The 26,264-nt window shown below is 73.0% G+C and carries 15 protein-coding genes; 5 read left to right on the top strand and 10 right to left on the bottom strand.

Features of this window, described 5'->3' with window-relative positions; translation table 11 throughout:
* Both ABT300_RS15955 and ABT300_RS15950 read left to right on the top strand, forming a co-directional pair.
* The coding region (locus tag ABT300_RS15955) for a glycoside hydrolase family 31 protein (protein ID WP_351675569.1) at nucleotides 1-1,866 on the top strand (1,866 nt) is incomplete at its 5' end.
* Nucleotides 1,867-1,972: 106 nt separating this feature from the next.
* Entirely contained in the window at nucleotides 1,973-3,160 is a 1,188-nt protein-coding gene (locus ABT300_RS15950; RefSeq protein WP_351675566.1) for a sulfotransferase family protein, read from the top strand.
* Between the two features lie 52 nt (nucleotides 3,161-3,212).
* Here the strand turns inward: ABT300_RS15950 and ABT300_RS15945 are convergent, their stop codons facing one another.
* From ABT300_RS15945 to ABT300_RS15915, 7 genes are all read right to left on the bottom strand, one after another.
* Nucleotides 3,213-3,932, bottom strand: a complete 720-nt coding sequence (locus tag ABT300_RS15945; protein WP_351675563.1) for a glycoside hydrolase family 12 protein — start codon at nucleotides 3,930-3,932, stop codon at nucleotides 3,213-3,215.
* Between the two features lie 47 nt (nucleotides 3,933-3,979).
* Entirely contained in the window at nucleotides 3,980-6,217 is a 2,238-nt protein-coding gene (locus ABT300_RS15940) for a glycosyl hydrolase family 95 catalytic domain-containing protein (protein WP_351675560.1), read from the bottom strand.
* Nucleotides 6,214-8,181, bottom strand: coding sequence for a beta-galactosidase (locus ABT300_RS15935; RefSeq protein ID WP_351675557.1), 1,968 nt, complete (start codon nucleotides 8,179-8,181; stop codon nucleotides 6,214-6,216). The genes ABT300_RS15940 and ABT300_RS15935 overlap by 4 nt, the downstream gene beginning before the upstream one ends.
* Nucleotides 8,181-10,388 carry a 1,4-beta-glucanase gene (locus ABT300_RS15930; RefSeq protein ID WP_351675554.1) on the bottom strand — a complete coding sequence of 736 codons (2,208 nt, stop codon included), beginning with the start codon at nucleotides 10,386-10,388 and terminating at the stop codon, nucleotides 8,181-8,183. The genes ABT300_RS15935 and ABT300_RS15930 overlap by 1 nt, the downstream gene beginning before the upstream one ends.
* Nucleotides 10,389-10,512: 124 nt before the next feature.
* Entirely contained in the window at nucleotides 10,513-11,469 is a 957-nt protein-coding gene (locus tag ABT300_RS15925; protein WP_351675553.1) for a carbohydrate ABC transporter permease, read from the bottom strand.
* On the bottom strand, nucleotides 11,466-12,506 hold the full coding sequence (locus ABT300_RS15920) for an ABC transporter permease (protein ID WP_452988883.1): 1,041 nt from the start codon (nucleotides 12,504-12,506) through the stop codon (nucleotides 11,466-11,468). The genes ABT300_RS15925 and ABT300_RS15920 overlap by 4 nt, the downstream gene beginning before the upstream one ends.
* Before the next feature lie 26 nt (nucleotides 12,507-12,532).
* On the bottom strand, nucleotides 12,533-14,224 hold the full coding sequence (locus tag ABT300_RS15915) for an extracellular solute-binding protein (RefSeq protein ID WP_351675550.1): 1,692 nt from the start codon (nucleotides 14,222-14,224) through the stop codon (nucleotides 12,533-12,535).
* Between the two features lie 328 nt (nucleotides 14,225-14,552).
* Between ABT300_RS15915 and ABT300_RS15910 the strand changes: the two genes are divergently transcribed.
* A complete protein-coding gene (locus ABT300_RS15910) occupies nucleotides 14,553-17,417 on the top strand; it encodes a glycoside hydrolase family 3 C-terminal domain-containing protein (protein ID WP_351675547.1) in 2,865 nt (954 codons plus the stop codon).
* Nucleotides 17,418-17,571: 154 nt separating this feature from the next.
* Here the strand turns inward: ABT300_RS15910 and ABT300_RS15905 are convergent, their stop codons facing one another.
* From ABT300_RS15905 to gabT, 3 genes are all read right to left on the bottom strand, one after another.
* Nucleotides 17,572-19,017, bottom strand: a complete 1,446-nt coding sequence (locus ABT300_RS15905; RefSeq protein ID WP_351675572.1) for an aldehyde dehydrogenase family protein — start codon at nucleotides 19,015-19,017, stop codon at nucleotides 17,572-17,574.
* Between the two features lie 40 nt (nucleotides 19,018-19,057).
* The gene (locus ABT300_RS15900) at nucleotides 19,058-19,861 is read right to left on the bottom strand and encodes a phosphatase PAP2 family protein (RefSeq protein ID WP_351675544.1); all 804 of its coding nucleotides are present in this window, start codon (nucleotides 19,859-19,861) and stop codon (nucleotides 19,058-19,060) included.
* 450 nt (nucleotides 19,862-20,311) lie between these two features.
* Nucleotides 20,312-21,646 carry a 4-aminobutyrate--2-oxoglutarate transaminase gene (gene gabT, locus ABT300_RS15895; RefSeq protein ID WP_351675542.1) on the bottom strand — a complete coding sequence of 445 codons (1,335 nt, stop codon included), beginning with the start codon at nucleotides 21,644-21,646 and terminating at the stop codon, nucleotides 20,312-20,314.
* 238 nt (nucleotides 21,647-21,884) lie between these two features.
* Here gabT and ABT300_RS15890 point away from each other — a divergent pair, with 238 nt between their 5' ends.
* On the top strand, nucleotides 21,885-24,287 hold the full coding sequence (locus ABT300_RS15890; RefSeq protein ID WP_351675539.1) for an ATP/GTP-binding protein: 2,403 nt from the start codon (nucleotides 21,885-21,887) through the stop codon (nucleotides 24,285-24,287).
* Between the two features lie 96 nt (nucleotides 24,288-24,383).
* Nucleotides 24,384-26,075, top strand: a complete 1,692-nt coding sequence (locus ABT300_RS15885; protein ID WP_351675537.1) for a PucR family transcriptional regulator — start codon at nucleotides 24,384-24,386, stop codon at nucleotides 26,073-26,075.
* Nucleotides 26,076-26,264 lie beyond the last annotated feature (189 nt).

Below are 26,264 nucleotides of genomic sequence, written 5' to 3'. Positions count from 1 at the left end.
CTCGAAGGACTGCCCGGCGCCCTGCTGGACGAGCCGCCCGCCGCCGAGAGCAGCGTCAAGACCGTCGACGGGGAGGGGCTGCTGACGGTCGGAGCGCTCACCGTCGAGGTGAGCGCCGAGGGCCTGATCCGCTTCGTGCGCACCGACGACCGCAGCGAGATCCTGGCCGAGGAGCGCGCCCACTTCTGGTGGCCGGGCTCGCGCCTCTACACGGCCGTCGGCAACGGCCACCACCGTCTCGAACAGCGGTTCGCCGCCTATGACGACGAGCGCCTGTACGGCCTCGGCCAGCACCAGCACGGCCGCCTGGACCAGAAGGGCCTGGTCCTGGACCTCGTCCAGCGCAACGCCGAGGTGGGCATCCCGGTGCTCACCTCGAACCGCGGTTACACGCTGTTGTGGAACAACCCGGCGATCGGCCGCGTCGAACTGGCCGGCAACGGCACCCGCTGGGTCGCGGACTCGGCCCGGCAGATCGACTACTGGATCACGGCCGGCGACCCGGCGGACGGCCAACGCCGCTACAGCGCGGTCACCGGCCGCACCCCGATGCTGCCGGAGTGGGCGGCGGGCTTCTGGCAGTGCAAGCTGCGCTATCGCACGCAGGACGAACTCCTCGAGGTGGCACGGGAGTACAAGCGCCGGGGGCTGCCGCTCGACGCCATCGTCTGCGACTTCTTCCACTGGACGCACCTCGGCGACTGGAAGTTCGACCCGGCCGAGTGGCCCGACCCGGCGGCGATGGTCCGCGAGCTCGAGGAGCTGGGCGTCAAGCTGGTGGTCAGCGTGTGGCCGTCGGTGTCGCCCCTGAGCGAGAACCACCAGGTGCTGGAGCAGCGCGGCTACTTCATCGGCGCCCAGTACGGTCCGATGGCGCACGCGGACTGGCCCGACAAGGGGGTCGCGTCGACGGTCCAGGTGGCGTTCTACGACGCGACGAACCCGGGGGCCCGGGACTTCCTGTGGTCGAGGATCCGCGACAACTACCTCGCCCCCTACGGCATCACGGCCTTCTGGCTGGACGCCTGCGAGCCGGAGCTGAAGCCCGGTTTCCCGGAGAACCTGCGCTACTGGGCGGGTCCGGGTCTGGAGGTCGGCAACATGTACCCGGCCGAGAACTCCCGCACGTTCTACGAGGGGCTGCGCGCGGAGGGCGAGGAGGAGATCGTCACCCTCAACCGCTCGGCGTGGGCCGGCAGTCAGCGCTACGGCGCCGCGCTGTGGTCCGGTGACATCGGGACCGACTTCCCGACGCTGCGCCGGCAGATCGCGGCCGGCCTCAACACCGCGCTGTCGGGCATCCCGTGGTGGAACACCGACATCGGCGGCTTCCACGGCGGCGACCCGGACGACCCGGCGTACCGGGAGGTGATGGTCCGCTGGTTCCAGTTCGGCGCGGTGTCCCCGCTGATGCGGCTGCACGGCTTCCGCGACCCGGGGACGCCGCTCGGCCCCGACATGACCGGCGGCCCGAACGAGGTGTGGTCGTACGGCGAGGAGGCGGGCGCGATCCTGGAGGCCTACCTGCGCCTGCGCGAGCGGCTCAAGCCGTACGTCCTCCAGGTCATGCGGGAGGCGCACGAGGAGGGCCTGCCGCCCATGCGGCCGCTGTTCCTGGAGTTCCCCGACGACCCGGCGGCCTGGTCGGTGGACGACGCCTACCTCTTCGGCCGGGACCTGCTCGTCGCGCCGGTGCTGGCGGCGGGCGCGACGACCCGCGCGGTCCACCTCCCGGCGGGCGCGGTCTGGACGGACGCGTGGACGGGCGGGACGTACGAGGGCGGGGCGACCGTGACGGTCGACGCCCCGCTGGACCGCCTCCCCCTGTTCCTGCGGGACGGGGCCCGGCTGCCGGTGGCCGAGTAACACCGGTACGGCTGAACTCCCCTGTGGCAAAAGGAGGTTGGTGGGGTAGGGGGCTGGCGTTCCGCTGCCCCGCACTCCCCGCTGCCCCACGAAAGGGTGTTCCCCCGTGTCCTCGTCCCCGCTCGCCCTCACGGTGGCCGACCTGCTGTTGCGGCCCGGCTTCGCCTCCCGTCGCACGCCCGACCGGGTCTTCGACCGGCTCTCGGCCACGGCCCGCCCGGCGGACGGGGACGAGGAGTTCGCGCAGGCGTTCCGGTTCCTGCTGCGCCACTGGGCCCGGGACGAGAACCTCACGCCGGTCGGCTGGTGGTCGGCGCAGGGTCACGTCCGGCGGCATCTGGCCAACCGCGCCCGCGTCCGGCGGCTGATCGCCGAGCACCCCGCGATCGAGCGGGAGCCGATCGAGCGGCCGGTGTTCGTGGTGGGCCTGCCGCGCACCGCGACGACGCTCACGCACGGCGTGCTCTCCCTGTCCGGGGAGCACCGATGTCCCCTGCTGTGGGAGCTGCTGACACCGGACCTCGCGGGCTCGCCCCGGACGCGCCGCAGGGCGGTCACCGCGGCGCGCCTCATGGTCGGCGCCGTCGATCTGTTCGCGCCGCGCTACCGCGACATCCACCCGTTGGAGGCCGAGGGGCCCGAGGAGTGCACGTTCGCCCTCCCGCACACCGTCATGCCGCTGTCCCAGGCCCGCATCCCCGCCTACCGGGCGGCGCTCGAGGAGCGGGACCTCGTCCCCGACTACGCCTACCTCAAGCAGGTCTACCAGGTGCTCCAGTACGGCCGCCCCCGCCGCCGCTGGGTGCTGAAGTCGCCTCTGCACACCGGGAACCTCGACGCGCTGCTCTCGGTCTTCCCCGACGCCACACTGGTGTGGACGCACCGGGATCCGGCCGCCGTCGTGGCCTCGTTCTGCAGTCTGATCGAGCACGGCATGGCGATCACCGCGCGCCCGCTCGACCTGCACGAGCTGGGCGCCACCTGGCTCGGGCTGCTGAGCCGTTCCGTGGAGCGCGGTCTCGCGTCCCGTGCCGCCGTCCCGCGCGAGGCCCTGGTGGACGTCCCGTACTCCTGGCTGGGCTCCGACCCGGCCACCGGGGCGCCCAAGCTCTACGACGCCGTGGGCGCCCGCTGGACCGACGCCGACGCCGCACGCCTCCCCCGCATCGCCGCCCGCCCCAAGGGCAGCCGGCCGCACAGCTACGACCTGGCCCGTTACGGCCTGACCCGGGCGGACGTCGACGCCGCGTTCGCCGACTACGACGTGCTGCGCGCCGAGGTCGACCGGGCCTGACGCACGGCGGGGGCCGGTCCCGCAAGTGCGCGGAACCGGCCCGGCAAGCCGGTCAGCTGCTGCTGACGGTCAGGTTGTTGGTGGTGAAGTTCAGGCCGCCGGAGGACGAGGTGATCTCGTAGCCGAACTGGAGGTCGCCGATGGTCTCGTTGCCGAACCAGCCCTTGGTGTCCTTGATCCACTTGAGGATCGGCAGGATGTTCACGGTGCCGGAGGTCGAGTTGGAGGTGCGGACGAAGGAGAACACCGCGTTGGAGCCGTTGCTGCCCTTGTAGACGCTCCAGGAGTGGCCGCCGAGCGTGACGTTGCCCTGCGAGGTCCCGAGGGGGCCGACGGCTCCGGTCTTGTTGACCCAGAGCATGATCTCGTAGCGGTGCGCGGTGTCCCAGATGTCGTACGACGTGTTGTACGCGCCGGACGACGGGACGGTGACGTTGTAGGCGCTGGAGAGCGAGCCCAGCGAGGTGATCGACTTGTTGATCACCTTCTTGGAGTCGGGGTAGGACTTGATGCCGCCGGTGTCGGGGTGGTTGGCCCAGACGCCCCAGTTGGTGCCGGAGTTGGCCCAGACGCACTGGCTGCCCGCGCCGGAGCCCCAGATGTTGTTGTAGAGCGTGTAGCCGTTGAGGCTGGTGTTGCCCCACTGGTCGCAGGTGTTCCAGACGGCGGCCGAGGCGGGGGCGGAGGCGAGGCCCACGGTGGCGCCGAGCGCGAGGGCGGGGGCGAGGAGGGCCTTGACGACCCTGCGGGGGGTTCGGGTCCGTATTGCCATGGTGTCCCTTCCATGGGTGGGGGGAACTGCGGTTCTTCAGGGGGGAGTCACCACGTCCTCAGGGTGAGGACGTGGTCTTCTCCGGCGACCAGGTCCAGCGGTCGGGGGTCGCCGGCGGAAGTCCGGACTTCGACGCGGTGCGTGCGGTGCGGTGTGACGACCGCCCGGGCGCCCTCGGGGCCCCAGGTCAGGTCGATCTCGGCGCCGAACCGGGTGCGCACGCCGCGCAGTCGGCCCGTGGGGAGCGCCGGGGGCACCGCCGGCAGCAGCACCAGCCGGTCGGGAGTGGACTGGACGAGTGCCTCGATCAGCACGGCGGGCAGGGTGTGCGCGGCGTCGGCGTTGTAGACGTCGCGGCGGGGGTAGTGGGCGCTCATCAGGGAGTCGTGGAAGAAGTCGCCGTCGAGGACCGCTCCCAGGGCGTTCGCGACCCTTCGGCCGTCCCGGAGGCGGGCGGCGATCAGCGCGTGGTGCAGGTGGCCGTGCGCGGAGTCGTTCTCGGCGCCGCGCAGCTCCAGGGCTCGGTGGGCGGCGGCGGCCGTGCGCGGGGTGTCGTAGGGGTTGATCTCGTCGAGGGGCCAGACGCCGTACAGATGGCTGAGGTGGCGGTGGTCGTAGGAGTCGTCGAGGCCGGGCCAGGCCCATTCGGCGAGTGCGCCGTCGGCGTTGGCGCGGTGGGGCGGGAGGCGGTCGGCGAGGGCCCGCCAGCGGGCGGCCGCCTCCGGGTCGTGCGGGTGGTAGTCGGCCGCGGTGAGCAGCGCGTGCCGGGCGGCGGAGAGGTCCATGGCCGCGTTCAGCGCGCCCCAGCTGCCGCCTGCGGGCCGGTTCTCGGGCGAGTACGAGGGGACGACGACGAGCCGGCCGTCCGGGCCGGTGCGGGTGAGGAAGTCCTCGTAGAACCGGGCGACCTCGGCGAGGGCGGCGGCGGTGCGCGGGTCGCGGACGCCGCGGGTCTCGTCATGGTCGACGAGGGGCTTGAGCAGCCAGTCGGCGCCCGCGGTCCACAGATGGAGCGGGTATTCGCGGTCGAAGTGGTACGCGAGCCCGGACTCGCCGTCGGTGTGTGCGGGCGCGACCACGCCCCGGGCGCCGAACACCGCGCGGGCGTTCGCCCGCCAGTCGTCGAGCTGACGGTCGATCAGCGAGGCGAGTGATTCGGTGACTTCGGGCAGGGCTGCGGCCGCGGCCGAGGCGGTCTGGAGGTTGACGTTGGCGTCGTTGGTGAACGCCCCGGACCACGCGGTGTCCCAGTCGCCGGTCCACAGGCCCGGCAGACGCGGCGGGTTCAGACCGGAGGAGGAGAGGAGGTGGTAGCGGCCCGCGGCGAACAGGCGCTCGAGGAGGGCCGGGCTGTGCGGGCGACGGAGCAGGTCGGACCCGGTCAGGGCGCGCTCGGCGGGGTCGGCGCGCAGGTCGAGGGTGACGCGGCGGTAGGCGGTGCGGTGCAGGGCGAGGTGGCGCTCGAGCAGGTCGTCGTAGGACTGCGGCAGTCCGGCCAGGGCGCGCTGCTGGGCGAGGACGTCCGGTTCGCCGGTGTGCCGGAGCACCCGGGTCAGCATCAGCACCGTCGCCGCGCCGGTGACCCGCACCCCGGGAAGGGTGAGCTCGGTGCGGCCGCCGACGGCCACGACGAGGGTCACGCCGGTGTACGCGCGGTCGCTGTCCGGGTAGCGGGCGCGCAGCGTGAGCCAGGCCCCGGTCGCCGTGCGCACGGCGCCGTGACCGACGACGAGGCCGGCGGGGACGCCGGGGAGCCGGTGGTCCAGGGCGATGTCCAGGTCGGGTCCGGTGACCTGGTGGACGATCACGTCGTCGGCGCGGGAGACGAACAACCGGCCGACGGCGCCCCCGGCGGTCGCGACGGTCTCGCCGGTGGCGAAGTCGACGGAGCGCAGGTGTCGGCCGTCGCGGCGCGGCTCGTCGGAGGGCGCGCGGCGCACGTCCATCCGGAAGGCCGGGTGGAAGGGCTGGACCCACTGCAGCGGGCGGTGGTCGGTGTAGCTCTCGGCGGCCGTGGTCTCACCGGCGAGCAGCCGGTCCTGCAGCGCCCGGAGTCCGTCGGCCAGCTCGGGGGGCCTTGCGTGTTCGGAACCGTTGGGGCGGACCAGGCGGTGATGGGTGACGACGACGCGTTCGTCGCTGGGGTCGCCGAACACGAGGGCGCCGTGCCGGCCGTTGCCGGTGAGGAAGGCGTCCTCCCAGCGGGCCGCGGGCCGGCGCTCCCACGTTCCGTGGACCGGGCCGTCGGCGCCGCCGAGGGCGGGCGGGGCGGGCGGGAGGGTCATGGGCGCAGCACCGCCACGCCGTAGCGGCCCAGTTCGACCTCGTCCGTGACGGTCGCGCCGGTCAGCAGGTCGTGGTGCGAGCCCGGGAGGGCGACGGTCACGGGTTCGCGCCCGTGGTGCAGGAGGAAGAGCAGATCGCCGCGGCGCACGGCCTCGACGCCGGGCGGCAGGCCCTCGACGACGGGCCGGACGCCCGCCTCGGCGGCGATCCGGGCGATCAGCGTGCGGAAGGCGTCGGGCTCGGGGAGGGTGGACAGGTACCAGGCGCGGTCCCGGCGCAGGACGGCGGGCATCCCCTCGAGCTCGCCCTGCCGGTAGACCGCTTCGACGCGGGCGTCCGCGGCCGGTTCCAGTTCCTCGGACCACAGGGCGCCGTGGAAGCCGTCGGCCGCCACGGTCTCCCCCGGGTCCAGCGGCCACCACTCGTGCAGGACGCGGATGCCGAACAGCTCGCGCAGCCGGGCGTCCATGCCGCCGTCCCGTACCCGGTCGTCCTCGTCGGCGACGCCGGTGAGGAACCCGCAGACGAGGACGCCGCCGCCGCGGACGTGACGCAGGAGGTTGTCGATCGCCGCGTCCGTGAGGGCGTACAGCTGCGGGAGGAGGATCATCCGGTAGCCGGACAGGTCGTGCTCGGGGTGGGCGAAGTCGGCGGTGAGGCTGTTCTCCCAGAGGGCGCGGTGCCAGGCGGTGAGGACGGCCGGCAGGTCGACCTCGGTGGACGGACGGGCGTCCTGGGCGCCCGCCCACCAGGCGTGCCAGTCGTGCAGCAGGGCGACGTCGGCGGTGATGCGCAGGCCCGTCGTGTGCGGGCCGAGGGCCGCGAGGTCGGCGCCGAGCCGCTTGACCTCCTGGAAGGTGCGGCCCTCCTCGCCCGCGTGGCTGACCATCCCGGAGTGGAACTTCTCCGCGCCCTGCCGGGACTGCCGCCACTGGAAGTAGCAGACGGCGTCCGCGCCGCGGGCGACCGCCTGCAGGGACCACAGTCGGTTCATGCCGCGCGGTTTGGGGTGGTTGACGCCGCGCCAGTTGACCGGTCCGGCCGCCTGCTCCATCAGCATCCAGGGTCCGCGCGCCTGGGAGCGGGTCAGATCCTGGACCATGGCGGCGTGCTGGGCGGCCGAGGGATCGCGGGGGTCGGGGTACAGGTCGACGGAGACGACGTCCTCCTCCTCGGCCCAGCGCCAGCCGTCCTGGCCGATCCACAGCGGCATGAAGTTGGTGGTGACCGGCAGGTGAGGGGTGTGCCGGGCGACGATGTCGCGTTCGGCGCGGTAGCACTCCAGGAGCATGTCGGAGGTGAAGCGCCGGAAGTCGAGCACCTGGGTCGGGTTCTTCAGGTAGTGCGGGGTGCGCGGGGGCAGGACGCCGTCCCAGGTGTCGTAGCCCTGGGACCAGAACGCGGTGCCCCAGGCGGTGTTGAGGGCGTCCAGGGTGCGGTACTTCTCGCGCAGCCAGCGCCGGAAGGCGGCGGCGGCCTCGTCGCCGTGGTCGAAGGTGCAGTACTCGTTGTTGATGTGCCACATGGTGAGGGCGGGGTGGTCGCCGTAGCGGACGGCCAGGTCCTCGGTGATGGCGGCGGCGTAGCGGCGGTAGGCGGCGCTGGAGTGCGAGAAGTGCTGGCGGCCGCCCCACCACTCGACGCGGCCGTCCTCGGTGCGGGGCAGGGTCTCCGGGTGCAGCCGGCCCATCCAGGGCGGGGGCGAGGAGGTCGGGGTGGCCAGGACGACGCCGACGCCGGCTGTGTGCATCAGGTCCATCAGGGTGTCGAGCCAGCCGAACTCCCTGGCTCCCGGCTCGGGTTCGAGTCGCGACCAGGAGAAGACGCCGAGCGTGACGGAGTTGACGCCGGCGTCCCGCATGAGCCGGACGTCCTCGTGCCAGGTCTTCTCGGGCCACTGTTCGGGGTTGTAGTCGCCGCCGAAGAGGATCCGGCCGCGGGTGGCGTCGCCCAGGTTCGGCATCAGGCGGGCTCCCCGTACTGGATGCCGCGGCCGTTGGTGGCGATGTAGACGCGGCCGTACACGCGCGGGTCGGCGGCTATGGTCGCGCCGATCCAGCCCCACTGGCGCCGGTCGTCGTTGATCCGCGCCCAGGTCCGCGCGGCGTCGTCGGAGCGGTACACGGCGGTGATCGTATCCGTGGATCCGACCTGGTAGACGGCCGGGTAGGAGGCGCCGGCGGGGGCCTTGCCGAAGGCCACGGTGTAGGAGGCCCAGCAGCTGGTCAGCTTGGTGAAGGTCGCCCCGCCGTCGGTGGACCGGTAGAGCCCGTTCCACTTGGTGCTCAGCCACAGGTCGCCGGACCGGCCCGGGGCCGCGGCCAGCTGGAACTGGCTGTCCCCGGACGGCAGTCCGCTCGCCCGCCCGGTGAAGGTGAGGCCGCGGTCCGTGCTGGCGAACAGGGTGCCGGTGTCGGTGTCGTAGGCGTAGAAGCGCGTCGGGTCGGCCGGGTCGGCGAGCGGGGTGGCGCCCTTGGGGAAGGAGGCGACCTCGGACCAGGTCGCGCCGTTGTCGGCGGAGCGCTGCGCGGGGTACTTGGCGCCGTCCCAGTGCACGAAGGACCACAGCAGCACGCTGCCGTCGCTGTTGGTCGCGACCGGCCCCGGGGCGTCCTTGGCGATCGCGGGCTGGGCCGCGAAGGGCGCCCAGGTCTTCCCGCCGTCGTTCGAGTACGCGCCGTTGCCGTGGTCGCCCCAGCCGGTGCGCACGACGCACGACGGTTTCGCGGCGGCCTGGGCGAGTCCGGTCGCCGTGCCGAACACCGGGTCGGCCGCCATGCCGCGGGAGGGTGAGGCCGTGAGCCGCTCGTGGTACATCACCCCGACGTCCCCGAGGCCGCTGATCAGGTGCGCCCGGCCGGTCGGGGGCGAGATCAGCAGACGCACGGAGGTCTCCTCGAGGCCCCGGATCTGCGGGGCCCAGTGCTTCAGGTCCCGGGTGCCGTAGAGCGTGGCGCCGGTGCCGTACACGACGTGCCTCGAGTCGTACGGGTCGACGGCGACGGCCTGGATCCACCAGCCGAACTTGGGCTCGTCGGCGCCGAAGGTGAGGAACGGGGTCTCGGACACGTCGAGGACCGCGGAGTCCTTGAGGGAGGTCCAGGTGCGGCCGCCGTCGGTGGTCCGGTACAGGGTGTCGACGGCCGACCAGCGGTTGTTCGTCGAGACGACGACCGTGCCGGGGCGGCGTGCGTCGACGGCGGCTCCGCCGTAGCCGAAGGCGTCGCCGCTCGCGGGGCGGACGGGGGTGACGTCGGTCCATCGGCCGCTCGCGGTCGCCAGCTTGTGCACGCTGCCGTCGGACTGCCCGTTGGGTCCGGGGGCGTCGGCGTACGTCACGTACAGCTGACGGGTGTGGCAGTCGTACGCGGCCCGGATCGGCACCTTGGCGTTCGTGCCGGAGGGCTGCCCGGGGACGGCCTCCCAGCTGGCGCCGTCCGAGGTGCGGTACAGGTTGGCGGCGGTCCCGTCGGAGTCGCCCCAGCCGGCGTAGAGGACCCGCCCGGCGGCTACGAGGAGCGTGACGCCCTGTCCGGCGGCGGACGGCGTCGCGGGGAAGCCGGCCGCGGCCGTCCAGGTCGCGCCCCGGTCGGTCGACTTCAGCAGGCCGTCGTGACGGGTGCCGAGCCACAGGGTGTCGCTGTCGCGCGGATCGACCAGCAGCCGCTCGCCTGCGCCCCGGCCGTCCTCGTTGCCGCCGAGCTTCACGGTCAGGTCGGTGCGGGCCCAGGTGGCGCCGCGGTCCTCGGAGCGCAGCACGGCGCCGTTGCCGGCCCAGGCCTGGGCGTACGTGCCGAGGGCCAGGTAGAGGCGGTCGGGGTGCGCGGGGTCGACGGCGAGGGCCTCCACGCCGAGGAGGTTCCAGTCGTCCCAGCCGAGGTGGTCGGTGAGGGGCGTCCAGCGGGCGCTCCGGTCGTCCCAGCGGTAGGCGCCGCCGATGTCGGTACGGGCGTAGGCGAGTCCGCGGACGGCGGGATGGAAGAGGACGCCGGTGACGAACCCGGTGCCGCCGATGACGGCTTGGCGCCAGCGGTAGGCGGGGGCGGCGGGGGCGGCGGAGGCGGCGGCAGCGGCCTCGGCGGCGCCCGGGAAGGACGACACGGCGGTGATCGCGGCGGCTGCCGCGGTCGCCGCGAGAACGGCACGACGGCTGGGCCCGGACGTCAGCATGACAGACCTCGCTCTGCGCTGAGGGGAAGGTGGACGCCCTTCGCGGGCGCGGGGAACTGCGCGGCGGGCCACGACGGACCGGCGGCCGCCGTACGGTCGAAGGCCGCAGGCGATCAGGCGCGGGTCATCCCTTCACCGCGCCGGTGAGCATGCCCTTCTTGAAGTGCTTCTGGACGAACGGGGAGAGCACGGCGACCGGCAGCAGCGCCATCACCATGACCGCCATCTGCACGGCCAGCCCGGACAGCTGACCGGTCTTGATGGCCTGGCCCAGGCCGACCGGGGCCTCCTGCTTCTGGACCAGCTGGATCATGACGTTCTGCAGCGGCATCATGTCCTGGTCGTTGAGGTACAGCGACGCGTTGAACCAGGCGCTCCAGTAGCCGACGGCGTAGAAGAGCGTGATCACGGCCAGCACCGCCCTCGACAGAGGCATGACGATCTGCCACAGGATCCGGAAGTCCCCGGCCCCGTCGATCCGCGCGCTGTCGATGAGTTCCTGGGAGATCCCCGTGAAGAAGCCGCGCAGGACCAGGATGTTGAACACGCTGATCGCGCTCGGCAGGATCAGCGCGAGGTAGGTGTCGGTCAGGCCGAGCGACTGCACCAGCAGGTAGGTCGGGATCAGTCCGGCGCTGAAGAACATCGTGGCCAGCAGGATCATCAGGATCCAGCGGTGTGCGAGCGAGCCCGAGCGGGAGAGCCCGTAGGCGCACAGCACGGAGACGCTCATCGAGAAGAGGGTGCCGACGAGGGTGATCAGCACGCTGATCACCGCCGCCCTCGTCACCTGTCCGCCGCTGAGCAGCTCCTGGTAGGCGACGAAGGTGATGCCCTTGGGGATCATCACGAGGCCGCCGGCCTCGTCGATCGTCCGGCGTGAGGAGAGGCTGGTGACGACGACGATCCAGATGGGGAAGACGATGCCGAAGCAGGCGAGCGCGAGGACGAGTCCCTTGCCCGCGAGGCCCGCCTTGCCGGGCTCCTCCTCCCAGGCCGGACGGGGCGGGGCCGCCCACCGTCCGGGCCGGTCCGCCGTCGCCCTGTCGAGGACCGCCGCCTTGTCGAGGACCGTGCTCATTTCTTGTACACCCCCTGCTCGCCCATGAGATGGGCTGCCTTGTTCGCGGCGAGGACCAGCCCGAGACTGACGACGCCCTTGATCAGCCCTGCGGCGGCCGCGTATCCGAAGTCCTGGTTGCGTACGCCGTTCCACCAGACGAAGGTGTCCAGCACCTCCGAGGCTCCTGGTCCGACCGCGTCGCGTTGCAGCAGGATCTGTTCGAAGCCGACCGTCAGCGCGTCCCCCACCCGCAGCACCAGGAGCAGCGCGATCACCGGTCGCAGCGCGGGGAGCGTCACGTGCCAGACACGGCGCCAGCGCCCGGCGCCGTCCATCGCGGCGGCCTCGTACAGGTCCGTCGGGACGGAGGAGAGCGCGGCGAGGAAGACGATGATCCCCCAGCCCGCGTCCTTCCACACGCTCTCCGCGGTGACGAGGAACTTGAAGGTGTCCGGGTCGGTCATGATGTCGAGGCCGTCGTAGCCGTGCTGGCGCAGGAGCTGCGACAGGATGCCCGCGCCGCCGAACAGCTGCTGGAACACCGCGATGACCAGCACCCAGGAGAAGAAGTGCGGCAGGTAGAGGATCGCCTGCGAGAACGCCCGCACCCTCGGCCTGACCACGCTGTTGATCACCAGGGCGAGGACGACGGGGACGGGGAAGTACAGCACGAGCTGGAGGAAGAAGAGAACGAGCGTGTTCTGCACGGCGTTCCAGAACGCCGAGTCCTCGAAGATGCGCTGGAAGTTCTCGAGGCCCACCCAGGGACTGTGCAGCATCGAGACGATGCCGTTGTCGCTGATGTACGGGTCGTAGTCCTGGAACGCGACGATGTTGCCCAGGATCGGCAGGTAGTTGAAGACCAGGAGCAGCACGAGGGCCGGCAGGGTCATCAGGAGCAGGGTCCGGTCCCGCCGCAGCCGCACCCGCAGGCTCCGCTTCCCGGTGGGTCTCTCCTCGCCCGCACCCGTGTCACCGCCGGGCTGGGGCGGGATCTGCGGCGGTCGGGCTGTCGTCGTCTTGGCCCCGCGTCGAGGCACCGTGCTGTGGGACACGGCCGTTCTCCTCGCCTCGCTGCCGGTCAGCTCGCCGCCGGACCGTTGTCGTCGAGCAGCTTCTGGTACCAGTCGCGCAGCTTGTCGCCGCCCTTGCTCTTCCAGTCGGAGACGGCCTGCTGCATGTCGCTGATCTTCTTGCGGCCGCGGGTGATGTCGTCCTCCAGCTGCTCGAAGTCGTTGGAGAGGTTGGTGTAACGGGCCGGCTCGGTGATCTGCATGCCGTAGAAGGAGGACTTCTTGGTGAAGCCGCCCGCGCGCTGCTGCCACTCGACCTGCGCCTTGGCGACCTCGGGGAAGTCGGGGTGCGCGATGGTGGCGGCGGGGCTCGCGACCATGACGTATGCGTTCGAGACCTCGTTGTTGCCCTGGTCGGTCTTGACCGGGACGCCGTCCTTGACGGTGTAGTGGGTTCCCTCCACGCCGTAGTTGGTCATCATGTACTCCTTGGTGCCGTACGGCGCGGCGGTGACGTTGGCCACGGCCAGCACGTCACGGACGACCGACTCGGACGCCTTCTTGTTGACGAACGCGAAGATGCCGGCCGGCTGTTCGGCCCAGAGGCTGGGGTCGCCGCCGTCGTGTCCGTAGACGTCCATCCCCCAGATCTTGAACTGCGGGTTCTGGGTGGCCTGTTCGGCGGTGCGGCCCCACCACTGGCTGATGTTGTTGGAGTAGATCAGGAACTCGCCCGCCGCGAACTTGGGACCGGGGTCGGGGGCCGTCTTGCCCAGTTCGCCGTCGGGGTGCACCACTTTGGCGGCGAACAGCTTGCGGGTCCACTCCAGTGCCTCGAGGTATTCGTCGGTCTCGATGCGGTTGACGAGCTTGCCGTCGACGAGGTTCCAGCCGAGCGGCTTCTCGCTGCCGGAGAGCACGCCGAACATCTGCCAGGCGGTCCACTTCATGTCCAGGCAGGCCCACCGCTTGGCCTTGGCGTTGGTGATCTCCTTGGCCAGGGCCATGAACTCGTCCGCCGAGCGCGGGACTTCGTACCCCTCCTTGTCGAAGATGTCCTTGCGGTAGAGGGGCACGATGCTGGGCACGTACGGTGCGGGCATCGGCAGACCGCGCAGCTTGCCGCCGAAGATGGAGCGCTGCCAGGCGTCCGTCGGGATCGCCGCGAGGTTCGGGTACTCCTTGACCTTGTCGCCGGACAGGTAGGGGCCGAGGTCGGCGAACTTGCTGAGGATGGCGCTGGGTATCTTGCCGCCCATGTTCCAGCCGGGGACGACCACCACGTCCGGCACCTCGCTGGAGGCGAGGACCGCGCCGAGCTTCTGGTCGTAGGTGTTGCCGTCCTGGTTCTGCCAGACGACGTCGACGCCGATGAGGTCGTTCATGCCCTTGTAGTAGGCGTTCGTGCCCTTGGGCGGGGAGCCCCAGAACGGCGACATGATCGTGACCTTGCCGCCCTTGCCCAGCTTCTTGGGCACCGAGTCCTTCAGCGTCGCCAGGTTCAGCTTGCCGGTGAAGCCCATGGCCGAGCCGTTCTTGGCCGGGATGTCCGGCGTCACCACGTTGCTGGCCACGAAGGTGGGAAGGATCTTCTTGGCGTCCTTGCCCGACGTGGTGCCGTCGCGCGATCCGCCGTCCGACCCTCCGCAGCCGGCTAGCAGCGGCATCCCGCCGGCCACGCTTGCGGTGACGACCGCCGTGGAGGCGAGGAAGCTTCTCCGACTCGGCCCGGAGGAGGCGGAAGCGGCGTTCGGCGTCATTGCGTCAACCCTTCATGGCGCACCAGGACACCCGGCGGTGGCCGGCGGCTGCGGTGTCTCGAGTGGAACTGACGGAGCCGAAGCGGTTCCTGCGGCCCCCTGTGCTGGAGCTTTCCAGTCGAAGCGCTTCGATGTTGCTGCGAGGTTAAGTGAACACCCGGGGGTGCACAAGGGTCGTCCCCAAGTTTCCTCCGAGACATCCGGGGTGACCTGTTCGTATGCCCTGCTTGAAATAAGCGTGAGGTCCCCTTGACACCCACCGGTGCGCCCAATGAGCATCGAAGCGCTTCGAAAGAGCCAGCTCGGTCCACCGCAAAGGGAACCCCACGTGACCGCACACCCGCCGCCCACGCCGCCTTTCCGCGATCCGCAGCTGCCGTTCGCGAAGCGCATCGACGACCTGTTGTCCCGGCTGACCCTGGACGAGAAGGTCTCCTTCCTGCACCAGTTCGCCCCGGCCGTCGAGCGGCTCGGCGTCGACGCGTTCCGCACCGGTCAGGAGGCACTGCACGGCGTCGCGTGGATGGGCCCGGCGACGGTGTTCCCGCAGGCCGTGGGGTTGGGCGCGACCTGGAACACCGACCTGGTGCGCCGCGTCGGCGAGGCGGTGTCCAAGGAGGTCCGGGCGATGCGCGCCCTCGACGACCGCGTCGGCCTGAACGTCTGGGCCCCCACCGTCAACCTGCTGCGCCACCCGCTGTGGGGCCGCAACGAGGAGGGCTACTCGGAGGATCCGAAGCTGACCTCGGCCATCGCCACCGCCTATACGCACGGCCTGCGCGGGGACCATCCGACGTACTGGCGCACGGCTCCCGTCCTCAAGCACTGGCTGGCGCACAACAACGAGACGGGCCGGGACGTCACCTCGTCCTCGGTGCGCCCCCGGGTGCTGCACGAGTACGATCTGCGCGCCTTCCGCGACACCGTCGAGGCGGGCGCGGTGGCGGGCGTGATGCCCGCGTACAACCTGGTCAACGGCCGCCCCAACCACGTCTCGCCGTATCTGCGCGAGCAGTTGCGGACCTGGACCGACGAGGAGCTGATGGTCTGCTCCGACGCGGGAGCGCCCTCCAACCTGGTCGACTCCGAGCACTACTTCGACACCCACGAGGAGGCGACGGCGGCGTCGCTGCTCGCCGGCGTGGACAGCTTCACCGACCACGGCCCCGACGGCTCGAAGATCGTCGCCCGGGTCCGGGGCGCCCTGGAGCAGGGCCTGCTGACCGAGGCCGACGTCGACGCGGCGGTCCGCCGTCAGCTCTCGGTCCGCTTCCGGCTCGGCGAGTTCGACCCGCATGACGACCCGCACGCCCGGACCGGCGAGTTCGACACCCCGCGACACCGCGCGCTCGCCGCCGAGGCAGCCGAGCAGGCGGTCGTGCTGCTGCGCAACGACGGCGTGCTGCCGCTGGCCGCCGACACCCGGATCGCGGTGGTCGGACTGCTCGCCGACGAGAGCAAGACGGACTGGTACAGCGGCACGCCGATCCACCGCTCCACCCCGTTGGAGGGGCTGTACGAGCGGTTCGGCGCCGAACGGGTCGAGTTCGCCGAGGGCGTGGACCGGGTCCTGCTGAGGACCTCGGCCGGGACCTTCCTGAAGGTCCCCGACGCGCCCGAGGCCCGCGACGAGGTGCGCGGCGCCGAGGGCGCCCTCGACCCGGCGCTGCTGGCCGGCCGCACCGACCTGCCGCCGCTGACCGCGGACGCCCAGGGCACCGAGCTGGCGCTGGTGGACTGGGGCGAGGGCGTCCTGACGCTGCGCGCCCCGGACGGCCGCTACCTCTCGGTCGCCGAGGACGGTCTGCTGCGCGCCTCCGCCGACCAGCCGGGCGGGTGGGTCGTGCAGGAGACGTTCCGCCTCGAACCCCACGGGAACGGTCACCTCCTGCTGCACCTGGGCACGGGTCGCCACGTCTGTGTCGCCGCCGACGGTGTGCGGGTTGCCGGGCCCGACGCGGAGACCGGGGGAAGCCCCGAGGTCTTCGAGCTCATCGTCGTCGAATCCGGCGAGAGCGCAGTGACCCGGGTCACTGCCGGGGCGGACGTGGTCGTGGTGGTGGCCGGCAACGACCCGCACATCAACGGCCGGGAGACCGAGGACCGCACCACGCTGCGCCTGCCGGCCCACCAGGAGCGGCTGCTGGCGGCCGCCCGGGCGGCGGACGCGCGCACCGTGCTGGTGCTGGTGTCGGCGTACCCGTACGCGTTCGACCCGGACCGGCTGTCCGCGGCGCTGTGGACGGCCCACGGCGGCCAGGCCGCGGGAGCCGCCCTGGCGCGCGTCCTGGCCGGCGACGTCTCCCCCGCCGGCCGCCTGCCGCAGACCTGGTACGCCGACGACGCGGACCTGCCCGACCTGCTGGACTACGACGTGATCGGCGCCCGGCAGACCTACCTCTACTTCGAGGGGGCCGCGCTGTTCCCGTTCGGCCACGGCCTGTCGTACGCGTCGTTCTCGTACGCCGCTCTCTCGGTGCGCGTGACGGACGGGAAGGCGCACGTCGCCTGCACGGTGACCAACACCGGCGACACGACGGCCGACGAGGTCGTCCAGCTGTACGTCCGCGCCGCGGACCCGTCGGTCGTCCGCCCGCGCCGGGAGCTGCTCGACTGCCGCCGGATCACCCTGGCGCCCGGCGCGTGCGCGGACGTCGCCTTCGAGGCGCCGCAGTCCGCCTTCGCGTTCTGGGACGTGGCGCGGGGCCGACGGCGTCTGGAGTCCGGCCCGTACGAGTTCCTGGTCGGCGCGTCGAGCGAGGACGTCCGCCTGCGCACGACCGTCGTCCTCGACGGCGAGCCGCCGGCGCCGCGCGCGGTGCGCGCGGAAGGACTGCGGGCGGCCGACTTCGACGAGCAGGGCGGGACCGAGATCGTCGACCGCACGAAGGAGTCCGGCGACGCGGTGACGCCGGCCGGCGGCGGAGCGGGCGAACTGCTCTACCGCGCCTGCGACTTCGGCACGGGCACACCGGGGGTGACGGCCGTGACGGTGACCGCGTCCGGCGAGGGCACGGTGGAACTCTCCCTGGACGGCGGTCCGGTGCTGGCCGCGGTGACCCTCGAAACGCCCACGCCGGGCCCGTACTCCCACGTCACCGTGGACGCGCCCTTCGTGGCGGACGGCGTGCACGACCTGCGCCTCGGACTGCGCGGCCCGCTGCGGCTCGCGCACGTCGGCTTCTCCGGTTGAGGGTCCGGACGAGGCCGACGACAAGAAGGGGCCCGGCGCCGGAAGGCATCGGCGCCGGGCCCTTTCGAGGACGGCGTGTGAGCGCCGACCCGAAGACTATCTGAAAATGGTTCCCATTAGCTAGAGGCTCCCGGCCATTCGGGGGCCGGCCGGCTCAGAGCGCGAGCCCCGTCAGCACCAGCACCCGCTCGTAGGTGTAGTCCTCCATCGCGAACCGCACGCCCTCGCGGCCCACGCCGGACTGCTTGACGCCGCCGTACGGCATCTGGTCGGCACGATAGGACGGCACGTCGCCGATGACGACGCCGCCGACCTCGAGCGCGCGGTGGGCTCGGAAGGCCGCCTGCACGTCGTGGGTGAACACGCCCGCCTGCAGGCCGTACTTGGAGGTGTTGACGGCGGCGAAGGCCTCGGCCTCGCCGTCGGTCCGCTGCACGGTCAGGACCGGTCCGAAGACCTCCTCGCAGGCGACCTTGGTGTCGGCCGGGACGTCGACGAGGACGGTCGGCGCGTAGGTCGCGCCGTCGCGCTCGCCGCCGGTCAGGAGCTTCGCGCCGGCCGCGACCGCCTCGTCGACCCAGGTCTCCACCCGCCGGGCCGCGTCCTCGTTGACGAGCGGGCCGACGTCGGTCGCGGCGTCCGACGGGTCGCCGGTGACCTGCGCCTCGACGGCGGCGACGATGCGCGGCAGCAGCCGGTCGTACACGGAGGCGTCCGCGATGACCCGCTGCACGGAGATGCAGGACTGACCGCCCTGGTAGTTGGAGAAGGTCGCGATGCGGGTGGCCGCCCAGTCGAGGTCGGCGTCGCTCGCGTAGTCGCCGAGGACGACGGCCGCGCCGTTGCCGCCGAGCTCCAGGGTGCAGTGCTTGCGCGGCACCGAGTCCATGATCGCGTAGCCGACCTTCTCGGAGCCGGTGAAGGAGATCACGGGCAGCCGCTCGTCCTGCACGAGGGCCGGCATGCGGTCGTTGGAGACCGGCAGGATCGACCAGGAGCCGGCCGGCAGCTCGGTCTCGGCGAGCAGCTCGCCGATGACCAGACCGGACAGCGGGGTCGCCGGGGCGGGCTTCAGGATGATCGGCGCGCCCGCCGCGATCGCGGGGGCGATCTTGTGCGCGCACAGGTTCAGCGGGAAGTTGAACGGCGCGATGCCCAGCACCACGCCCTTGGGGAAGCGCCGGGTGAGCGCGAGCCGCCCCTGGCCGCCGGCGTCGGTGTCGAGCCGCTGGGCCTCGCCGCCGTTGAACCGCCGGGCCTCCTCGGCCGCGAAGCGGAAGACGGACACGGCGCGGCCGACCTCGCCGCGCGCCCACTTGACCGGCTTGCCGTTCTCGGCGGAGATCAGCTGAGCGATCTCCTCGGTGCGCTCGGCGAGCCGCTTGCTGACGTGGTCGAGGGCGGCGGCGCGCACATGGGCCGGGGTGGCGGCGAACTCGTCCCGCACGGCGTAGGCGGCGGCGACGGCCTCCTCGACCTGCGCGTCCGTCGGCACGCTGACCCTGGCGACGAGTCGGCCGTCCCACGGGGAGGCGACGTCGAAGGCGTCCTCGCCGGCGACCTGGCGTCCGGCGAGCCAGAAGGCGTGGGTGGCTCCCACGTTCGTTTCCTGGGGCATGGTCGAGTCCCGGCCCTTCCGCTTAGGGGGTGTCCTGTGGTCTTCGTGGTCCACGGTAGGGGCGCGAGGCCGAGGGAGCGCTTGTCCGAGTCGTACGGGTGGGCGGCTCGGGTGCGACGGTTTGGCGTGGTCGGCCATGCTCCCGTGCCCGGCTGTGCTCCCGTGCCGGGCCGCGTTCCGGCGCCGGGCGGCCCCGTTCCCGTGCCGTCAGGAGCCACAGCGCTCCGAGCAGCACCGTGCACAGACACCAGCTGGCCACCACGTCCAGCGGCCAGTGGTAGCCGCGTCGGACCAGCCCGAAGGAGACGCCGAGGACGAGAAGGACGCTCGTGGCCGCGGCCGCCCGGCGCGCGAGCGCGGTCCGCAGCCACGGCAGCAGGACCAGCACCGCGCAGCCGTAGGCGACGGCCGCCGTCGCCGTGTGTCCGGAGGGGTAGTAGCCGGTGGCGGGCGGCACGGCGGGCGTTCCGGGCCGGTCGGTCCACTCCTTGAGGGGGACGACGATCAGCGGCGCCAGCAGCATCGGGCCGAGCGCCGCGACCGGCGACGCCCACCACCGCGCCTCACCCGCCGCTCTGCCGCGCCAGGCCGCGTACCCGGCGGCCAGCACCAGCACGGGCACCGCGATCTGCACCTCGCCCAGGTCCGCCAGCAGCTCCGAGGCCCGGTCGGGGTGCACGAGGGCGCGGCTGAGGCGCTCGTCCGCGCGCAGCAGCGGTCCGCGGACGACGACCTGCCAGGTGATCGCCGCGAACAGGACGGCGGGCAGGCCCAGAAGGAGGGCGGCAAGAGGGCCGAGGAGAGGGCGGCTCGGACGGGACGACATGGGCCACAGCTTGTCAGCTTGTCGGAGCGGCCGCGGGGCGGAGAAAGACCGAGAAAAAGACCCCGGAGCGCATCCGGGGTCTTTCCGCGTGGTCGGCGCCTGAAGAAGGAGGTCGGCCGCCCCGGAACAGGGGGGATTGTTCCGGGGTGGCCGTCCGGACCGGAGACGCCGGCCGCCCCGGGGGGTTTGGGGCGGGCGACCGTCCGATCGGTGGAGATTCGAAGCCGGAGCTCCGGTTGTGTGCGCGAGGGCACGACCAGGTCGAAGCTGGGGAGGCCCCGGCCTGGAGTCCGTCCACGGTCTCCCGTGGGCGGGGTGTATCTCTCATCCGGGTAGAACCTACGACAGGGTCGGGGCGGTACGACAGGCCGTCTGCCGTCCCGCCATCCTCCTCGCACACCTTCTTCACACGCTGTGCGGCCGAGGGCGATCACCTGTGCGGCGACCGCTTCAGATGCGCGCGAACGCCTGCTCGATGATGTCGAGACCCTCGTTGAGCAGGTCCTCGCCGATGACCAGCGGGGGCAGGAAGCGCAGGACGTTGCCGTAGGTGCCGCAGGTGAGCACCAGCAGACCCTCCTGGTGGCAGGCCTTCGCGAGCGCGGCGGTCGCCTCGGCGTTCGGCTCCTTCGTCGTGCGGTCCTTGACCAGCTCGATGGCGATCATCGCGCCGCGCCCGCGGACGTCGCCGATGATGTCGAACTTCTCGGCCATGGCGGTGAGGCGGGCCTTCATGATCGCCTCGATGTTCTTCGCCCGGGCGTTGAGGTCGAGCTCCTTCATCGTCTCGATGGAGCCGAGCGCGCCCGCGCAGGCGACCGGGTTGCCGCCGTAGGTGCCGCCCAGGCCGCCCGCGTGGGCGGCGTCCATGATCTCGGCGCGGCCGGTGACGGCGGCCAGCGGCAGACCGCCGGCGATGCCCTTGGCGGTGGTGATCAGGTCGGGGACGATCCCCTCGTCCTCGCAGGCGAACCACTGGCCGGTGCGGCAGAAGCCGGACTGGATCTCGTCGGCGACGAAGACGATGCCGTTGTCGGACGCGAACTTGCGGATGGCCGGCAGGAAGCCCGCGGCGGGCTCGATGAAGCCGCCCTCGCCCAGCACCGGCTCGATGATGATCGCGGCCACGTTCTCCGCGCCGACCTGCTTGCTGATCTGGTCGACGGCCTGTGCGGCGGCCTCGGAACCGGCGTTCTCGGCGCCCGTCGGCCAGCGGTAGCCGTAGGCGACCGGCACCCGGTAGACCTCGGGCGCGAACGGCCCGAAGCCCTGCTTGTACGGCATGTTCTTCGCCGTCAGCGCCATGGTGAGGTTGGTCCGGCCGTGGTAGCCGTGGTCGAAGACGACGACGGCCTGACGCTTGGTGTACGCCCGCGCGATCTTGACGGCGTTCTCGACGGCCTCGGCGCCGGAGTTGAACAGCGCGGACTTCTTGGCGTGGTCGCCCGGGGTCAGCTCGGCGAGCGCCTCGGCGACCTCCACATAGCCCTCGTAGGGCGTGACCATGAAGCAGGTGTGGGTGAAGTCGGCGAGCTGGGCGGCGGCCCGGCGCACCACGGCCTCGGCGGACGCGCCGACGGACGTGACGGCGATGCCGGAGCCGAAGTCGATCAGGCGGTTGCCGTCGACGTCCTCGATGATGCCGCCGCCCGCACGCGCGGTGAACACGGGCAGCACCGAGCCCACCCCGGCCGCGACAGCGGCGGTCCGGCGGGCCTGCAGTTCCTGCGACTTGGGGCCGGGAATGGCGGTGACGACGCGGCGCTCCTGCGGAAGGGCGGTCATGAGGGGCTCCTGGGGTTCTGCGGACGCTTTCCGTTCTTTTCTCGCAGGCTAGGACGGGGAGTGGGGGGTCGGCATGCTCCATGTGGGCGGTGTCGGCGGGGCGGCTTGTCCGCCGTGGACAGTGCACACGGGCGGGGAACGTCACAGGCCCGGCCGCGTAAGCGGTGAACTCCCCTTGCGGGCGCGTTAGATTGACTCGCTGATGGCAGACGGAACGGCTGGTCAGGGGGCAGGGGCGATGGACAGCGACGGGACGCAGGACGCGCGGCGTGCGCAGGCGAATCCTGTGCCGCGCCCGGCGGGGCCTCCGCGGCCGCCCGCCGCACCGCCCAGGCCGCCCGCCGCGCCGCCGCGGCCGGAGCGGGCGCCGGGCGTGCCGCCCGCCTTCGAGCACTCACCGCGGGCCGCGTCCGCCGTGGCCGACTGGCTCGACGAGGAGCGGCCCACGGCCCGGCCGGGCGTCTGGCGGCACGGTCACCGGCCGCCGAGGACGGCGCGGACGCCGGAGCGGCTCGCGCCGGTGACCGTCGTCGGCATGCTGGTGCCGCTGGTGATCGCGCTGGTCCTGTGGTCGCTGTGGCGGCGGGGCGCCATGCCCTACCAGTTCACCCTGCTGCGGCTGTTCACCCCGGACGACTGGTGGTGGGGCGGCACGATCGCCTCCCCGAAGAACATGGACGGCGCCGAGGCGCGCGTCGTCTACGACGGCGTCTTCTTCGCCGTGCTCGTCTACGCCATGGGACGGCTGGGCAGCTGGCCGCACACGGCGCGGCACTTCGTCGGCCGCAGGCCGCAGCCCGGGCGGGCCCTGATCGCCCTGCTCGGCGCGCTCGCCGCGCTGAGCTTCGTCTTCCCTGGCGCCTTCGGCGTCGGCTGGGACGCGCTGCCGGTCGTCGACCCGCTGTTCTCGCTCATCGTGCTGATCTCGGGCGGTTACGAGCTGTTCGCCTCCCCCCTGTTCACGAACGCGCTGTACGCGGCCATCACGCTGCTGGTGGCGTGGCCGTTCGCCCGGCTCGGCGGCTGGTGGCCGTACGCGAAGGAACTGCTCGCCGCCCGCCGGGCCGAGCCCGGCCAGGCCGCGCCCGCGGCCGAGCGGCCCCGCTCCCAGTGGCCCGAGCTGCGGGACGCCGGGCAGTACGAGGCGGCCGACCTGCTGACCGGCGAGGTCGCCGCGGGCCGGATGAACGACGTGGACTGCGTGCGCGTGCGGCGGGCGTGGACCGCCGGACTCGGGGACTTCCGGGACACCGTGCTGCGGCAGGGCGGCGCCGCCTGGACCCACCCCTCGGGCGCCCGCGACCTGCCCCGGCGCGCCGCGCGCCACGACCTGCTCGCCGGGCAGGTGCGCATCGGCCGCTGGGCGGGCGGCGAGCGCACGCCCGTCGACTACCGGGAGGCGGGCGCCGCGCTCGGCCCGGACGTGCTGGGCACCTCGCTGCTCGCCGTCGGGCCGTCCGGGTCCGGCAAGACGCGCACCCTGCTCGAACCGCTGACCGAAGCGCTGGCGCTGCAGGCGCTCACCGGGACGTGCGCCGTGGTCGCCGTGTCGTCGCCGGGCGGCGGACCGCTCGGCCCGGACACGGCGTTCGACGTGATCGTCCGGATCGGCGACCCGTCGTCCGTGCACGATCTGGACCCGTACGCGGGCTCCGACGACCCGGACGAGGCGGCCGCGATCCTCGCCGAGGCGCTGACCGGCGACCTCGACGCGGTGAGCGGTCAGGGCGCGACGACGGCGCTGGCCCAGGTGCTCGGCCCCTACCGGGCCGCCCACGGGCGCTTCCCCGCCCTCCCCGAACTGCTCGAACTGCTCGAGGGCGAGCCGGGGGCGGTGGCCGCGCTGCACGAGGCGGTGGCCGGCGACGACGTGATGCGCCGTGAGCTGGAGGCCCGGCTCCGCCAGACGGGGACGCCGGGCGACGCGGGCCGTGCCCTCGCCGACCGGCTGGCGCTGCTGAACCGTCCGGTGTTCGCGGAGTTCTTCGGCGGCGCGAGCGAGGCGCACCGGGCGTTCTCGCTGCGCGCCGTCGCCCACCATCCGCTGCGCGTCCGCGTCGACCTGCCCGACCGGGGACACGAGGAGGCGGGCCGGCTGATCACCCGGCTGGTCCTCGCCCAGTTCCAGACGGTCGTGCGGGAGCGGCACGACCACTTCGCCTGCCTCGTCCTCGACGACGCCACCGGGACCGTCACCGAGGGGTCGGTGCGCCGGCTGCAGCGACTGCGCTCGCAGAACGCGGGCGTGGTGCTCGCCCTGCGCAGCGTCGGCGACGTCCCCGAGGCGCTGCACGGGCCGCTGTACGGGGCGGTCGGCTGCCGGATGGCGTACTCGGGCATCACCACCTGGGACGGCAACCGGTTCGCGCAGACCTGGGGCACCGAGTGGGTGGAGACCACGGAGGTCGCCAAGCACACCGTCTTCGCCGACCAGCCGATGACCCGTGCCATCCACGCCCTGCGCAAGCTGGTGACCGGCCGGGCGGTGACCACCGACGCGGTGACCGTGCGGCAGGTGGAGCGGGAGCGGTGGTCGGCGTCCCAGCTGGCGCACGAGATCCCGCCCGGCCACGCGGTGCTGTCGCTGACGAGCACGGACGGCGAGCACGCGCCGCCCCTGCTGGTCGACCTGCGGGGCTGAAGGGGCGGCCCGGGACCAACCGGTGAGGCAGAATCGACACAGGCCCTTCATACGAAGCGGCCAAAGCCGCGCCCCCTCCCCCGATCTGAAGGCCCCATGCCTCCCACCCTCGCGTCGCTCGTCCACCATTCCGCGCTGAAGCTCACCGTGCGGGCGGGCGAGGACCGTCTCGACGTGCCGGTGCGCTGGGCGCACGTCAGCGAGCTCGCGGACCCCGTGCCGTACATGGAGGGCGGGGAACTGCTGCTGATCACCGCGCTCAAGCTGGACGCGGCGGACCCGGAGGCGATGCGGCGCTATGTGCGGCGGCTGTCGAAGGCCGGCGTCGTCGGGCTCGGCTTCGCCGTCGGCGTCAACTACGACGAGATCCCGCAGGCGCTGGTGGACGCGGCGGAGGAGGAGAACCTGCCTCTGTTGGAGGTACCGCGCCGCACCCCCTTCCTCGCCATCAGCAAGGCCGTGTCGGCGGCGATCGCGGCCGACCAGTACCGGGCGGTGACCGCCGGGTTCGCGGCTCAGCGCGAGCTGACGAAGCAGGCCCTCACGGACGGCGCCGAGGGACTGCTCCGCGCGCTCGCCGCCCAGGTCGACGGGTGGGCGGCGCTGTACGACGCGTCGGGCGCCGTGGTGGCGGCCGCACCCGAGTGGGCCGCCCGGCGGGCCGCCCGGCTCACGGCGGAGGTGGAGCGGCTGCGGGAGCGGCCGGCCCCGGCGTCGGCGGTGGTCGGGGGCGGCGGGCCGGAGCACGCCGCGGCCGGGGACCGCCACGACGACCGGGTCGAACTGCACTCGCTGGGCGCCGGGCGGCGCCCTCGCGCGGCGCTCGCCGTCGGCACCGCCGCGGCCCTGGGCACCGCCGAGCGGTACGCCGTCCACTCGGCCATCGCGCTGCTGACCCTCACCACGGAACGCTCGCGCTCGCTGTACACGGCGCAGCAGCGGATCGGCGCGGCGGTGCTGCGGATGCTGCTGGCGGGCGAACCGGACCATGCGCGGGCCGTCGCCGGGCACCTGTACGGCGATCTGCTCGACGTCCCCTTCCGGGTGATCGTCGCCGAGTCGGCGCCGGCCCCCGTCGTGCGGACGCATCCGGAGGGGCCGGGGCACGGCCCGCTCGCTGCCCGGTCGCCGGCCCCGCCGACCGCGTCCGACACGGCCGGGGAGCCTTTCGGCGGTCTCGTCGAGGCCCTCGAGTCGGCGGCCGCGCGGGCCGGTGAGGCGGTGCTCGTGGTGCCCGAGGGCGAGCGGCTGGTGGCGCTGGTCACCGACGGCGGCGCGGCCGTGTCGGCGTGCGCGCGGTACGCGACGGCGCTGGAGGCCTCCCGGGCGCAGGGGGGCGGCGGGGCCGAGGCCGACCCGGGGGACGAGCTCGTGGTGGGCCTGTCGGCGCCGGCCGGGCCGATCGCGGCGGCGGCCGCCTACAAGCAGTCCGAACAGGCCCTGTCCGTGGCCCGCCGCCGGGGCCGGGTGTTCGTGGAGCACGAGCGGCTGGCGGCGGGTTCGGTGCTGCCGCTGCTCGCGGACGACGCGGTGAAGGCGTTCGCGGACAGTCTGCTGCGCGCCCTGCACGAGCACGACGCGACCGGCCGCGGCGATCTGGTGGCCTCGCTGCGGGCCTGGCTCTCCCGCCACGGCCAGTGGGACGCGGCGGCGGCCGACCTGGGCGTCCACCGCCACACCCTGCGCTATCGCATGCGCCGGGTGGAGGAGATCCTCGGCCGCTCCCTGGACGATCCCGACGTCCGGATGGAGCTGTGGCTGGCCCTGAAGGCGACGTCGACGGACTGAACGCCCCACCGCCGCGGGCGACGCCGCTCCCGGCCCCGCGCGCGGAGCGTCCCTGGCCCTGACCCCGGCCCCGGCCCTGGCCCCGGGCGGTCGGGCCGACCGCGCGGGCGGCCGACGGGAGAAGAGTCGACGCGCCTGCGGGGCGGACGGTCGGACGGGTCGGGGCGTGGAGGCCCACCGGCGCGGTCG

Origin of the sequence: Streptomyces sp. NPDC001027 (assembly GCF_040299045.1) — a bacterium.
Taxonomy (GTDB): domain Bacteria; phylum Actinomycetota; class Actinomycetes; order Streptomycetales; family Streptomycetaceae; genus Streptomyces.
Note: the sequence above shows the minus strand (reverse complement) of the source record. Positions and strands in the feature narration are given on the sequence as shown.